Source organism: Nocardioides sambongensis, assembly GCF_006494815.1.
Lineage (GTDB): Bacteria > Actinomycetota > Actinomycetes > Propionibacteriales > Nocardioidaceae > Nocardioides > Nocardioides sambongensis.
On the sequence record NZ_CP041091.1, the window covers coordinates 3,535,560 to 3,548,916 of the forward strand.

The 13,357-nt window shown below is 72.5% G+C and carries 14 protein-coding genes and 1 pseudogene; 6 read left to right on the plus strand and 9 right to left on the minus strand.

Annotation, left to right across the window (positions count from 1 at the left end; genetic code table 11):
- Positions 1–42: 42 nt before the first annotated feature.
- The 5 genes and pseudogenes from FIV43_RS16550 to FIV43_RS16570 form a co-directional block, all read right to left on the minus strand.
- Complete coding sequence (locus tag FIV43_RS16550) at positions 43–2,370, minus strand: heavy metal translocating P-type ATPase (RefSeq protein ID WP_141015012.1); 2,328 nt, start codon at positions 2,368–2,370, stop codon at positions 43–45.
- Positions 2,371–2,385: 15 nt separating this feature from the next.
- Positions 2,386–3,375: a hypothetical protein gene (locus tag FIV43_RS16555; RefSeq protein ID WP_141015013.1), complete on the minus strand. Its 990-nt coding sequence runs from the start codon at positions 3,373–3,375 to the stop codon at positions 2,386–2,388.
- 10 nt (positions 3,376–3,385) lie between these two features.
- Positions 3,386–3,592, minus strand: a complete 207-nt coding sequence (locus FIV43_RS16560) for a heavy-metal-associated domain-containing protein (protein ID WP_141015014.1) — start codon at positions 3,590–3,592, stop codon at positions 3,386–3,388.
- Positions 3,593–3,636: 44 nt separating this feature from the next.
- Positions 3,637–3,944 (minus strand): annotated as a pseudogene (locus tag FIV43_RS23275) (metal-sensitive transcriptional regulator).
- Positions 3,945–4,080: 136 nt separating this feature from the next.
- Entirely contained in the window at positions 4,081–4,599 is a 519-nt protein-coding gene (locus tag FIV43_RS16570; protein ID WP_141015015.1) for a DinB family protein, read from the minus strand.
- Positions 4,600–4,694: 95 nt separating this feature from the next.
- On the opposite strand from FIV43_RS16570, the gene FIV43_RS16575 reads away from it, so the two are divergent.
- A complete protein-coding gene (locus FIV43_RS16575; RefSeq protein ID WP_196780854.1) occupies positions 4,695–4,910 on the plus strand; it encodes an amphi-Trp domain-containing protein in 216 nt (71 codons plus the stop codon).
- On the opposite strand, the gene FIV43_RS16580 is transcribed toward FIV43_RS16575, so the two are convergent.
- From FIV43_RS16580 to FIV43_RS21670, 3 genes are all read right to left on the minus strand, one after another.
- Positions 4,900–6,141 carry an MFS transporter gene (locus FIV43_RS16580; protein WP_141015016.1) on the minus strand — a complete coding sequence of 414 codons (1,242 nt, stop codon included), beginning with the start codon at positions 6,139–6,141 and terminating at the stop codon, positions 4,900–4,902. The genes FIV43_RS16575 and FIV43_RS16580 overlap by 11 nt on opposite strands.
- A 121-nt stretch (positions 6,142–6,262) precedes the next feature.
- A complete protein-coding gene (locus tag FIV43_RS21665) occupies positions 6,263–6,661 on the minus strand; it encodes a LysR substrate-binding domain-containing protein (protein WP_196780855.1) in 399 nt (132 codons plus the stop codon).
- A 208-nt stretch (positions 6,662–6,869) separates the two neighbouring features.
- On the minus strand, positions 6,870–7,178 hold the full coding sequence (locus FIV43_RS21670) for a LysR family transcriptional regulator (RefSeq protein WP_196780856.1): 309 nt from the start codon (positions 7,176–7,178) through the stop codon (positions 6,870–6,872).
- Between the two features lie 143 nt (positions 7,179–7,321).
- Here FIV43_RS21670 and FIV43_RS16590 point away from each other — a divergent pair, with 143 nt between their 5' ends.
- Genes FIV43_RS16590 through FIV43_RS16610 form a run of 5 tightly spaced genes read left to right on the plus strand, consistent with a single transcriptional unit; the run spans position 7,322 to position 12,687 of the window.
- Positions 7,322–8,452, plus strand: coding sequence for an FAD-dependent monooxygenase (locus tag FIV43_RS16590; RefSeq protein ID WP_141015017.1), 1,131 nt, complete (start codon positions 7,322–7,324; stop codon positions 8,450–8,452).
- Positions 8,453–8,481: 29 nt separating this feature from the next.
- Positions 8,482–9,474, plus strand: a complete 993-nt coding sequence (locus tag FIV43_RS16595; protein ID WP_141015018.1) for a VOC family protein — start codon at positions 8,482–8,484, stop codon at positions 9,472–9,474.
- Positions 9,474–10,451 carry a fumarylacetoacetate hydrolase family protein gene (locus FIV43_RS16600; protein ID WP_141015019.1) on the plus strand — a complete coding sequence of 326 codons (978 nt, stop codon included), beginning with the start codon at positions 9,474–9,476 and terminating at the stop codon, positions 10,449–10,451. The genes FIV43_RS16595 and FIV43_RS16600 overlap by 1 nt, the downstream gene beginning before the upstream one ends.
- A 23-nt stretch (positions 10,452–10,474) precedes the next feature.
- Entirely contained in the window at positions 10,475–11,662 is a 1,188-nt protein-coding gene (locus FIV43_RS16605; RefSeq protein WP_141015020.1) for an alpha/beta hydrolase family protein, read from the plus strand.
- 5 nt (positions 11,663–11,667) lie between these two features.
- Positions 11,668–12,687 (plus strand): cyclase family protein, encoded by a 1,020-nt coding sequence (locus FIV43_RS16610; RefSeq protein ID WP_141015021.1) that lies wholly within the window; start codon positions 11,668–11,670, stop codon positions 12,685–12,687.
- On the opposite strand, the gene FIV43_RS16615 is transcribed toward FIV43_RS16610, so the two are convergent.
- The gene (locus tag FIV43_RS16615) at positions 12,684–13,313 is read right to left on the minus strand and encodes a TetR/AcrR family transcriptional regulator (RefSeq protein WP_141015022.1); all 630 of its coding nucleotides are present in this window, start codon (positions 13,311–13,313) and stop codon (positions 12,684–12,686) included. The genes FIV43_RS16610 and FIV43_RS16615 overlap by 4 nt on opposite strands.
- Positions 13,314–13,357 lie beyond the last annotated feature (44 nt).

Consider the following 13,357-nt stretch of genomic DNA (forward strand, 5'->3'; position numbering starts at 1 on the left):
GACCGACCTCTCGGCGGGACCCGGCCGACCTCTCGGCGGTCCCTACCTGACCCCTCGGCGGTCCTTGCCTGACCCCTCGGCGGTGAGGGGGCGGAAGCGCCGCAACCGGAGGCTGTTGCTGACCACGAAGACCGACGAGAACGCCATCGCGGCACCGGCCAGCATCGGGTTCAGCAGGCCTGCGGCGGCCAGCGGCAGGGCGGCGACGTTGTAGGCGAACGCCCAGAACAGGTTGCCCTTGATCGTGGACAGGGTGCGGCGGGACAACCGGATCGCGTCGACCGCGACCCGCAGGTCCCCGCGGACCAGGGTCAGGTCGCCGGCCTCGATCGCCACGTCGGTGCCGGTGCCCATCGCCAGGCCGAGGTCGGCCTGGGCGAGCGCGGGGGCGTCGTTGACGCCGTCGCCGACCATCGCCACCACGCGTCCCTCGCGCTGCAGGCGGGCCACCACGTCGACCTTGTCGGCGGGCAGCACGTCGGCGATCACGTCGGCCTCCCCGATCCCGACCTCCCCGGCGACGGTCCGTGCCACCGCGGCGTTGTCACCGGTGAGCAGGATCGGGCGCAGGCCGAGCTCGCGGAGCTCGGTGATCGCGGTGGCCGAGGTCGGCTTCACCGCGTCGGCCACCACCACCACACCCCGGGCGCGTCCGTCCCAGCCGACCGCGACCGCCGTGCCACCGGCGGCCTGGGCGCCCTCGAACGCCCGCTGCAGTGCGGGATCCAGCTGCTGGGACCACTCCGCGAGGAGTCGCGGCCGGCCGACCAGTACGGCGTGGCTCGCCGCGCCATCGCCGGCGTCGGCGACGACTCCCTGGACGCCGAGGCCCTCGACGTTGGCGAAGTCCTCGACCCCCGGCAGGGCGCCGGTCCGCTCCCGGGCGGCGTCCGCGATGGCGCGGGCGATCGGGTGCTCCGAGGCGTCCTCCAGCGCGCCGGCGAACCGCAGGACCTCGTCCGCGTCCTCCCCCTCGGCGGCGACCACGTCGCGCAGGGTCATCTGTCCGGTGGTCACGGTGCCGGTCTTGTCCAGCACCACGGTGTCCACGGCGCGGGTCGACTCGAGCACCTCGGGCCCCTTGATCAGGATGCCGAGCTGTGCGCCCCGACCGGTGCCGACCATCAGCGCTGTCGGTGTGGCCAGGCCCAGGGCGCAGGGGCAGGCGATGATCAGGACGGCGACCGCGGCGGTGAACGCCACGGCGGCCCCGTTGCCGGTGCCCAGCCAGAAGCCGAGGGTGCCCGCGGAGAGCAGCAGCACGATCGGCACGAAGATCCCCGAGACCCGGTCGGCCAGGCGCTGCACCTCGGCCTTGCCGTTCTGCGCGTCCTCGACGAGCCGGGCCATCCGGGCCAGCTGGGTGTCGCCGCCGATCCGGGTGGCCCGCACCACGAGCCGCCCGCCGGCGTTGACGCACGCGCCGGCCACGGCGTCGCCGGGTCCGACCTCGACCGGCACCGACTCCCCGGTCAGCATCGACGCGTCGACCGCGGACGTGCCCTGCTCGACGGTGCCGTCGGTGGCGATCTTCTCGCCGGGTCGCACCACGAAGAGGTCGCCGACGGCGAGGCTGTCGACCGGCACCCGGGTCTCGGTGACCCCGTCCGGGCCGAGCACGGCGACGTCCTTGGCGCCGAGCTCGAGCAGCGCGCGCAGCGCGGCGCCGGCGCGCCGCTTGGACCGCTGCTCGAAGTAGCGGCCGGCCAGGATGAAGGTGGTCACCCCGGCCGCGGCCTCCAGGTAGATGTTGCCGCTGCCGTCGGTCCGTTCCACCGTCAGCTCGAACGGGTGGGTCATCCCGGGCTCGCCCGCGGTGCCCCAGAACAGGGCGTAGACAGACCAGCCCAGCGCGGCCAGGGTGCCGAGCGAGATCAGGGTGTCCATCGTCGACGTGCCGTGCCGCAGGTTGGTCCAGGCGGCCTTGTGGAACGGCCAGGCACCCCACACCACCACCGGGGCGGCCAGGGTCAGCGACAGCCACTGCCAGTAGTCGAACTGCCACGCCGGCACCATCGCCAGCGCGATCACCGGCACGCTGAGCACCGCCGAGATCAGCAACCGCTGGCGCAGCGCGCCGAGCGTGTCCGGCTCGGTGGAGGACGGTTCGCCGTCGCGCTCCGGGGTCCGCGGGCGGGGCAGCCGGGCGCCGTACCCGGCCTGCTCGACGGTGGCGACCAGGTCCTCGGGCGTGACCGCCTCGGTGAAGGTGACCTTCGCCTTCTCGGTCGCGTAGTTCACGGTGGCGCTGACGCCGTCGAGCTTGTTGAGCTTGCGTTCGATGCGGTTGGCGCAGGAGGCGCAGGTCATCCCGGTGATGGCGAGCTCGACCGAGCCCGCGGGAGCGGGTGCGTCCGCCTGGGTGGTCATCCGGTCTCCTCCGGGTCAGTGATCGTCGGTGTGGCGGTGCGGGTCGTCGCGCTGTGGGGCGGTGCTCGCGCCGGACCCGTCGGCTGCGGTCCCACCCGTGGACAGCGTGAAGGCGGCGGTGCGCACCTCGCCGTCGTGGCGGAAGTCGAGGAACAGGTGGTAGGTGCCCTGGCTGGGGACGGTGGCGACGAAGGTGACCTCCGGCCCGGGCTCGGTGATGCCGTCGCCGGGGACCCCTTCGGGATGGACGTGCAGGTAGGCCAGGTCGCCGGAGCGCAGTGCCACCAGGTGGCCGTAGGCGCCGAGGTAGGGCTGCAGGTCGGTGACCGGTACGCCGTCCTCGGTCACCCGCACCGTCAGCTCGGCGTCGCTGCCGGGCACCAGGTCGCCGGCGAGGGTCACCCGATAGCCGTCGACGGTGGTGGTGCGGGAGGTGGCGCGCTGCTCGCCCGCCCGGAACGGTCCGTCGACGGACAGGTCCGCGCCGAGGGTGAGCGGGTCGGCCCCGGTGGCCCGGAAGTCGGCGAAGAGCCGCCAGCTGCCGGAGGTCAGGTCCAGCGCGGTGGACCAGGTGCCGGTCCGCCGGTCCAGGGTGGGGTGCACGTGCTGGAACCCGGTGGCGTCGCGCCGTACGGCGATCAGGTGCAGCCTGCGGTCGTGGGCGACGTCGTAACGGGTGAGCGCCGCCCCGTCGGGACCGGTGATCGTGAAGGTGACCGGTCGGGCCCGGCCGGCGCGGACCTCGGTGCGGTCGAGCACCAGCGTGTAGCCGTCCTGGGAGACCATCAGCCCGCCGGGCGTCCCGGCCGACGCCGTACCGGCGGGGACCGTGCCCCCGGCGTGGTCGTCGTGCCCGTCCTCCGCCGTGCCGGCGTGGCCGTCGTCATGGCTCTCGACGGCGACCGCGTCCTCGACCGGACCGACCGCGCGGCCGAGCAGGAAGGTGACGCCGAAGACGGCGGCGATCGCGGCGGCGAACGCGGCCAGGCGCAGCGAGGTGGTCATCGCGGCCGGCTCAGGCGAGCTGGTAGCCGGCCTCCTCGACGGCGGCCTTGACCGCGGTGGCGTCGAGGGGGGAGGCGCTGGTGACGGTGACGGCTCCGGTGGCCAGGTCGACCTCGACGTTCTCCACGCCGGCGATCTCCTGGACCTCCTCGGTGACCGAGGCGACGCAGTGGCCGCAGGTCATCCCGGTGACGGTGTAGGTGCTGGTCTGGCTCATGGCGATGTTCCTCTCGCGGGACGGGTCGGGTGCGGGGCCGGCGCTCAGGAGCGCACCAGGCGGGCGATGGCCTCGGAGGCCTCCTTGAGCTTGATCTGCGCCTCGTCGCCCCCTCGTGGACGGCATTCACCACGCAGTGGGCGATGTGCTCGTCGAGCAGGCCGAGGGCGACCGCCTCGAGGGCCTTCGTCATCGCCGAGACCTGGGTGAGGATGTCGATGCAGTACTTCTCCTCCTCGACCATCCGCTGCAGCCCGCGGGCCTGGCCCTCGATCCGGCGCAGCCGCTTCAGGTAGTCGCCCTTGGTGTTGTTGGCGATGTAGCTGTGCTGGTGGGTGGTCTCGTCGGCCATCGGGCGTCCTTCGTACGGCGGCTGGTGTCTCCCGAACACCATACCCCCCTACCGTATTCGAGACAACAGCGTGGATCGCCGCCGTAGCGCCCCGCCCGGCCCCGGCTGCTCGTCCGGCCCCGGCTGCTCGTCCGGCTCAGCCGGTGCGCCGCCCGGCGAAGGCCGCGATCCGGGTGTAGGCGTCGGCGCCGTCCGGGGCCGGCTGCTCCGGGGCGAACGCGGCGCCGCGCTTGTCCGGGGTGAGGTTCGCGGCCATGAACGCGCGACCCTGCTCCGCGACCTGAGGGTCGAGCTCCTCGGTGCCGCGGCCGAGCGCCATCGCCAGGTCCCAGCTGTGCACGGCGTACTCCCCGAGCATCCAGTCGGGCGGGCCGGCCTCCTCGCCGGCCTCGACGCGCGCGTCGAGCAGGTCGGCCCCGGCGGCGGCGAGCGCCTCGGCGAGGTCGCCCTCGACGGCGGGGGGCGGCGTCGACCAGTCGACCTCCTCGCCGCGGGCGCCGTCGGCGAACCGCTGGGTGGTGGCGACGACGTGCTCGCTGAGCTGGGCGGCGGACCAGTCGCTGCACGGGGTGGCTGCGTCGGGCTGACGCTCGGCGTCGCGGATCAGGGTCTCGATCTGCTGCAGCGCGGTCTGGAGGAGTGCGTCATCGCTCATGGCGACCAACGTAGGTCTCCGCGCCGACAGGCGGAACCTGCTGGGGCGTGATGGGTAGCGTCGGTCGTGGACCGCCCCCGACCAAGGAGCAACCCGTGGACCTCTTCGAGATCGACCAGACCCAGCGCCTGCGCCGCGAGGACGCCGCGGCCCGGCTCCATGCGCTCGCCGACGCGCTCGCCCGGCACAACTCCGTGCAGTTCGAGCGCAACGGCCACCGGATCACCGTCGACGTGCCCGACGAGGTCGAGCTCAAGGTCGAGGTGGAGATCGGGGAGGAGAACGAGCTCGAGATCGAGCTCACCTGGTGAGTCGTCGCGGCTGGTCCGCGACCCGGCGCAGGGCGACCCGACTGCCGACGGCGAGGGCGGCGGAGGCGACGGCGACCGCCGCGAGAGCGGCGTCGAGGCCGCCGAGTGCTGCGGTGAGGGCCAGGATCAGCAGCGGGCAGAGGAACTCCCCGAAGAAGAGCGCCGCCGTCCAGAGACCGGTGCCGCGGCCGCGCTGCTCGTAGCCGAGGCCGGAGAGAGCCCAGACCAGCAGGGTGGGCAGCAGCAGACCGGTGCCGGCCGAGGCGATCACGGCACCGATCACGATGACCGGCACCGCCGGTGCCGCCGCGACGACGAGCAGGCCGACCCCGGCCAGACCGAACGCGACCGGCAGCAGTGTGGCGGTGCCGCGCCCGGAGATCCGGCCGAAGGTGAAGGCGCCGGCCGCGGTCGCCGCGGAGGCCAGCGCGGTGACCCCGCCGATCGCCGGCACGGCCGTGATGCCGGCCTCGTCGAGCACGTAGGGCAGCTGCACGATCGGGGTGTAGAAGACCACGCCGCCGAACAGGGTGACCAGGCACGGCGCGAGCAGCGACCGGATCGGCAGCGGGGGCAGCGACTCGGCCGTCGTCGTGCCGCTCGCCGTCTGTGTGTCGGCGGGGTTGCGCGGCTGCCACAGCAGGGTGGCGGCGAGGACGGCGAAGACGAGGCTGGAGGCGTACAGCCAGAACGGGGCGCGCCAGCTCTGCGCACCGAGCGCGCCGCCGAGCGCGAAGAAGAGGGTCGCGGACAGCGAGGCGAAGACGGTCTGCAGCCCGAGCCAACGGTCCCGCTCGCTGCCGGAGAAGTAGTCGGCGACCAGCGTGGTGCAGCAGGTCATGATCGCGGCCTCGGCGACACCCACCCCGGCGCGGGTGAGCACGATGGCGGGCAGGCCGTCCACCCAGATCGGCGCGGTGCCGAAGCCGGCGTAGACCACCAGCCCCACGATCAGCAGGCGCTTGCGACCGAAGCGGTCGACGATGCTGCCGGCGAAGGGAGCGAGCAGGGCGATCATCAGCGCCGGCACGGTCAGGGTCAGGGGCACCAACGCCTTCGCGGCCCCCTCCTCACCGAAGTGGTCCTGCATGGCGGGCAGCACCGGTGCGAGCAGCACGGCCCCGAGGATCGGCAGGCAGCTCATGAACATCAGCAGCAGGCCCTGCGGGCGCCCGGCGGTCCGGGGCGCCGCGTCGCTCGACGCGGCGGGGGTGAGGAGGTGGTCCGACATCTGTGACTCCGGTGGGATCAGGTGGGCCCGAGACGGCTTGTGACGGGTGTCACCGCGGAGCCTGACCTGCGTGACTGCCGTCACGGAAGTCGATGATGTTGGCAGGTGGTATTCGTCTGGCTTATGTCCCCAGGTCGGCACCGACCTCCCTCATCACGGTGCGGAGCCAGCGGTGTCCCGGATCGGCGCGCAGCGACGGGTGCCACCACATCGCCTCCTTGAGGGGCACTGCGTCCCACGGGCAGGGCAGGGCGCGGACCCGGGTGCTGGGGGCGAGCCGGTCGGCCAGGCGTCGCTGCAGTACGGCGACCCGCTGGGTGCTGCCGACCAGGAACGGGACGGCGAGGAAGCTGTCCACGGTCAGCTCGATCCGGGGCTCGACGCCGAGCATGTTCAACTGGCGCGCCGCGGGGGCGAACGCCGTCGGCAGGTCCCACATCACCACCCACGGCAGGGCGGCCACGGTCTCCATGGTGAGCTCGTCGCCGACCAGCTCGTTGTCCTCGCTGACGATGCACACCCAGGTGTCGTCGTACAGGTCGGTGGCGGGGACGTCGTTGAGGAAGCCGTGGGGAGCAGCAGCCCGTCGATGGCGCGCAGGTTCTCCATCGGGTGGTCGACCACGGTGGGCAGGGTCTGCACCATGCGCAGCCGCACGCCGGGGGCCTCGGTGGTGAGTCGCCGGACCAGGTGCTCCCCGAAGACGGTCATCGCGTAGTCGGAGATCATCAACGTGAACTGGCGCTCGGACGTCGACGGATCGAACTCGGGGAGGCGTCGAAGACCCGGTGCACGCCCTGCAGCGCGGGCTCGGTCCGGGTGCGGAGCTGTTGCGCGAGGGGGGTCAGCTCGTAGCGGTTGCCGGTGCGGTGCAGCAGCTCGTCGCCGAAGTGGCGACGCAGCCGACCGAGCGCGGCGGAGACGGCGGGTTGGCTCAGCCCCAGGCTCTCCGCGGTCCGGGTCACGTTGCGCTCCCGCAGCAGCGTGTCGAGCGTGGGCAGCAGGTTGAGATCGAGGTTCCGCAGCGATCCGGGCATGGGAGCAGTATAAATCCGGTGGATGGAGATGATCAGCAGCTAGCGGTTCCCTGATGGGGTGACCGGCACGCACAGTGGTCGCAGTCACAGACCTGGGTCACACCCGGTCCGCGTTCCTTCCCCTCGAACCATGGAGATGTGCCGTGCCCGCTGTCCGCAACGTGCTCGTCGTCGGTGCCGGTGCCGCCGGCGCCGCCACCGCTATCCTGCTCGCCGAGCAGGGTGTCTCGGTCGAGCTGATCGACATCAAGCCGGACGTCAGCGCGTTGGGCTCCGGGATCACCCTGCAGGGCAACGCACTGCGCGAGCTGCGGGCGCTGGGCGTCTGGGACCGGGTCTCCGCGCTCGGCTACGAGTTCAACCAGCTCGGCATCCGGCTCCCCGACCCGAACGCGACCGTGGTCGCCGAGATCTCCGAGATCCGCACCGGCGGCGACGACCTGCCGGCGACGATGGGGATGTACCGGCCCGACCTCGCCCGGATCCTGGTCGACCGGGCGGTCGAGGCCGGGGCCAAGGTGCGGTTCGGCACCACCTACACCGAGCTGGCCCAGGACGCCGACGGAGTCGACGTCACCTTCGCCGACGGCTCCTCGGGCCGCTACGACCTCGTCGTCGGAGCCGACGGAGTGCGGTCCTGGACCCGGCGCCAGCTCGGCATCGACCTGGAGACGCGGTCCACCGGCATGGGCATCTGGCGGGTCTTCGCACCCCGCCCCGCGGCGGTGACCCGCACCGACCTCGTCTACGGCGGTCCGGCGTTCATCGCCGGCTACTGCCCGACCGGCGAGGACACCCTCTACGCCTACCTGGTCGAGGCTGCCCAGGACCGCAGCACCCTCTCTCCCGAGGAGTCGCTGCAGGTGATGCGCGGGCTCGCCGAGGGCTACCACGGCCCGTGGGACGAGATCCGGGAGTCGCTCACCGACCCGGAGCGGATCCACTACACCTGGTTCGAGACGCACGTCCTCGACGCTCCCTGGAACCGCGGCCGCGTGGTGCTGATCGGCGACGCGGTGCACGTGTGTCCGCCCACCATCGCCCAGGGAGCGGCCCAGGCGCTCGAGGACGCCGCGGTGCTCTCCGAGCTGCTGCTCGCCGCCGACCGACTCGACCAGGACCTCTGGACCGCGTTCACCGACCGGCGCCTTCCCCGCGCACGCGAGGTCGTCGCGGCCTCGGTGCAGGTCGGCCAGTGGCTGCTGGACGGCGAGCAGGGCGACGTACCCGGTCTTCTCGCCGGGATCTCCTCGATGCTCCGCGACCCCGCCTGACCCCTCCCGAACTCACCAAGGAGACCTCGATGACCGAGACCGACCCCACGACGGCCGCCGCCGTCAACGCCCCGCTGGACGACAACGGCGAGCGGCTGATCACCCACCTGCGCCACGTCGACCTGGCGGTGCCGGACTACGACAAGCAGCTGCAGTTCTACACCGAGACCTGGGGCCTGAAGGCCGAGACCACCGACGAGGGGATCTCGTTCCTGGCGGCCGAGGGCTCCCCGGAGAACTACTCGGTCCGGCTGCGCCGGGCCGACGAGAAGCGCCTGGACCTGATCTCCTTCGGCGCGGCCACCGCCGAGGACGTGGACCGGATGGCGCAGCGACTCGCCTCGGGCGGGGTGAGCCTGGTCAGCGAGCCGGACAAGCTGCAGACCCCCGGTGGCGGCTACGGCTTCCGCTTCTTCGACATCGACGGCCGCACCGTGGAGATCTCCTCCGACGTCGCGGTCCGTCAGCACCGCAAGATCGAGGAGGGTGAGTCGATCCCGGTCAAGCTCTCCCACGTGGTGATCAACGGTCCCGAGCCGGAGAGGACCGTGGCCTTCTACGAGAAGTACATGAAGTTCGCGCTCTCCGACACGCTCGCCTCCCCGCACATGGGTGAGGTCATGTGGTTCATGCGGACCAACCCCGCCCACCACAGCCTGGCCATCGCCCGCGGCCCGCACGTCTCGCTGCACCACGCCTCGTTCGAGATGCGCGGCATCGACGAGTACATGCGCGGCACCGGGCGGTTGATGCGCGCCGGCGCACGCAAGATCTGGGGACCCGGTCGCCACATGGCCGGCAACAACACCTTCAGCTACTTCTTCGACCCGCACGGCAACACCGTCGAGTACACCACCGAGCTGGAGAACCTCGACGAGGACAGCTGGCACCCGCACATCTACGACTTCTCCGACCCCGAGGTCACCGACCAGTGGGGCACCGCGAACCCGATGAACGAGCTCGTGGCCAAGGAGTCGTTCAACGACCCCGACCGCGGCGTCTTCGTCGCACCTCCGGTCTGATGCGGCTCGCCACCTACGTCGCCGCCGGCGACGCGACGCTCACCGAGCGGGTCGGACTGGTCGAGGGGGAGGGTGCCGCGACCGTGGTCCGGGCGCTGCCCACCGGGGCCACGATGCGTGACCTGGTCGCCGCCGGCCTCGAGGAGGTACGACGCCTCGCCGCCGACGCGGGAGCGCCGGTGCCGCTCGCCGAGGTGACGCTCCGGCTGCCGCTGCGGCCAGCCGGCGTCCGCGACTTCGTCGCCTTCGAGGAGCACGTCGAGGGCGTCCGCCGCAGCGTCGACGGCACGTCGGGCGTCCCCGACGCCTGGTACGACGCGCCGACGTTCTACTTCACCAACCCGCACGCCCTGATCGCCGACGGCGAGGAGGCCCCGTTCCCGGCCCGGTCGGTCGCGCGTGACTTCGAGCTCGAGGTCGCGGCGGTCGTGGGTCGCGAGGGCTCCTCGCTCGGCGTCGAGGAGGCGGGCGAGGCGATCTTCGGCTACACGATCATGAACGACTGGTCGGCCCGCGACCTCCAGGGCCGCGAGATGCAGGTCGGCCTGGGGCCGGCCAAGGGCAAGGACTTCGCGACCACGCTGGGGCCCTGGATCGTCACCGCCGACGAGCTGGGGCCCTATGCCGATGAGGACGGTTTCCTCGCCCTCGGCTGCACCGTCGAGGTCAACGGCGTCGAGATCGGGCGCGACCTGCTCTCCAACATGGGCTGGACGTTCCCCGCGATGGTCGCCTACGCCTCCCGCGACAGCCGGGTCGTCCCCGGCGACGTGCTCGGCTCCGGCACCACCGGCAACGGTGGCTGCCTCGCCGAGCTGTGGGGCCTGCGCGGCACCCAGGAGCCGCCCCCGCTGGTCGACGGCGACGTCGTCACGCTGCACGTCGAGGGCATCGGCTCGATCAGCAACCGCATCGTCAGCGGCCCACCGGCCCCTGCACTCCCCCCGTTCCGCCGCCCCACCCGCAAGCGGCCCTGACCAGCACAGAAGGTAGATCACAGATGTTCGAGTACTTCCCCGGCAACTACGTGTGGAACCTCGGGGTCGTCGCGACCCTCAACTCCGGCGGCACCATCGACGAGGTGGACCGCGCCTGCCGTCCGCTCAAGGAGCTGGCGGCGCAGGGCTCCGACGTGGGCACGCGCGAGTTCATGGCGGCCTGGCGCGCCGTCGCCGACCAGCTCGAGGATCAGGCGACCGCGGCGGAGAAGGCCGGCCACCTGCGCACCGCCGGCCAGAAGTACTTCCGGGCGAGCGTCTACGTCTCCCAGGCCGAGCGGATGCAGTCCGCGCGCGACGAGAGCCGCAACGCCGAGTACCAGCGCAGCGTCGACCTGCTGGTCCGCTCCTTCGACCTGATCGACCCGCGCACCACCAAGGTCGAGATCCCCTACCTGTCCGGTCCCGCCGACGGTCAGCCGGAAGGCACCGAGACCAGCCTGCCGGCGTACTTCTGCGACGCCTCGACCGACGGCTCGCCGACCCCGGTGATGATCGTGTGGAACGGCCTGGACTCCACCAAGGAGATGATGGTCGGCTCCGGCATCCACACCGAGCTCGCCGCCCGTGGCATCTCCAGCCTGATGGTGGACTGCCCCGGCGCCGGCGAGGCGCTGCGGCTGCGCGGGCTGACCGCGCGGGTGGACACCGAGGCGTGGGCCGCGGCGTGCGTCGACTGGCTCGAGCAGCGCGACGACGTCCGCAACGACCGGATCGGCATCGTCGGCTGGTCGCTCGGCGGCTACTACGCCCCGCGGGCCGCCGCCTTCGAGAAGCGGCTCGCCCTGTGCGTGGCCTGGGGTGCCAACCAGAACTGGGGTGCGGTGCAGAAGCGCCGGCTCAACCGCGAGGGCGAGAACCCGGTCCCGCACTACTGGGACCACGTGATGTGGGTCTGGGGGGAGACCGACCTGGACACCTTCATCGCGAAGTCCGAGGCGGTCAGCCTCGAGGGCGTGATGGACAAGGTCACCTGTCCGATCCTGATCGCGCACGGCGAGAAGGACCGCCAGATCCCGCTCGAGCTGGCCCACCGCCAGTACGACCAGGCGGTGAACAGCCCGAAGCGCGAGCTGCGGGTCTTCACCCCCGACGAGGGTGCCACCGAGCACATCGGGCTGGACCACTTCCCGCACGTGGTCACTTACATCGCCGACTGGGTCTCCGACACGTTCGCAGGGCTGGAGTGAGCGCCGTGACCGAGCAGTCTGCGCGAGACTTCCCCTACGACCGCACCGACCCGGCCGCCGCGATCGCCGAGGTCGCCGAGCAGGTGCGCAACTGGGGCCGCTGGGGAGACGACGACCGGCTCGGGACGCTGAACCTCCTCACCGCGGAGCGGCGTGCGGCCGCCGCGGCGCTGGTGCGGACCGGGGAGTCGCTCTCGCTCTCCCTGCCGTTCGACATGGACGGCCCGCAGAACGGCTGGCGGCGTCGTACCAACCCGGTGCACACGATGCTGGACACCGGCACCGACGCGGTGACCGGGGTGCAGGGCTTCCCGCACGGGATCGGGGGCGCCGACGACGTGATCGCGATGCCCCTGCAGTGCTCGACCCAGTGGGACGGGCTGGGCCACATCTTCGACCGCGGCAAGGCGTGGAACGGCCGTCCGGCGGAGGAGGTCGTCACCGCGCTCGGCGACGGGGTCACCGGGATCGAGCACGCCGCCGACGTGGTGAGCGGGCGCGGCGTGCTGCTCGACGTGGGCCGTGCGCTGGGACCCGAGCTGACCGGCACCGACGAGCTGCCCGACGGCTTCGCGATCACGCCGGACCACCTGGAGGCGACGATCGAGGCCCAGGGTCTGACCGCGGAGGTCGGCACCGGGGACCTGCTCCTGGTCCGGACCGGTCACCTGACCCGGGCCCGGCGCGGCGTCGCCGAGGGCAAGGGCTGGGGCGGGTACGCCGGCGGCCCGGCCCCCGGGCTCTCGTTCACCACCGCGGGCTGGCTGCACGCGCGCGAGGTCGCCGCGGTGGCCACGGACACCTGGGGCTTCGAGGTTCGACCGAACGAGTTCGACGAGGCGTTCCAGCCGCTGCACCAGGTCTGCATCCCCAACATGGGCCTGACCATCGGTGAGATGTGGGACCTGGATGCGTTGAGCGCCGCGTGCGTGGGGGACGGCCGGTGGGAGTGCCTGCTGGTGGCCGGACCGCTGCGGGTCACCGGCGCCGTCGGCGCACCGCTCAACCCGATCGCCCTGCGCTAGCCCGACTGCGCTGCGGGCCGGTCACGGACCTGACCCCGGACCAGCTCGGTGAGGGCGGTGCGCAGCCGCTCGTCGTCGCCGCAGTCGAGGTCGGGGTGGGCCGCGCGCATCAGCACCAACCCGGTGAAGGTCCCCAGCACCATCTCGGCCCGAAGCCGACGGTCGGCGGGGGACCGGTCGCCCATCGAGACCAGCAGGCGCTCGATCCGGGAGAGCGCGTGCCGGAAGTGCTGGTCGCGGAGCTCGTCGATCTTCGGGTCGTCCCCGATGTGGCGCATCAACAGCAGGAACGGGTGGACGTTGTCGAACTCCGGCCAGGAGTCGGGCCGCAGCGCGCAGATCAGGTCGTCCAGGTTCTGCTCGGCGGTGGGGGCGGCGTCGGCGGGGTCCTGATCGGGTTCGAACGCCCGGGCGGCCTGCGCCATCACCTCCGTGAAGAGCTCCTCCTTCGAGCCGAAGTAGCGCTTGATCAGCGAGACGTTGACGCCCGCGTCCGCCGCCACGGCCCGGGTGGTGGTGCCGTCGTACCCGAGGACGACGAAGCGGCGCCGCGCCGCCTCGAGCAGGGCGGCGCGGGTCGCCTGCGCGTCGCGGCGCCGACCCGCGCCCCTCGCCTCGCCTGCCATCCCGACTCCTCTCCGCGATTCGCTGCCGGAGTGGACCCTACCGA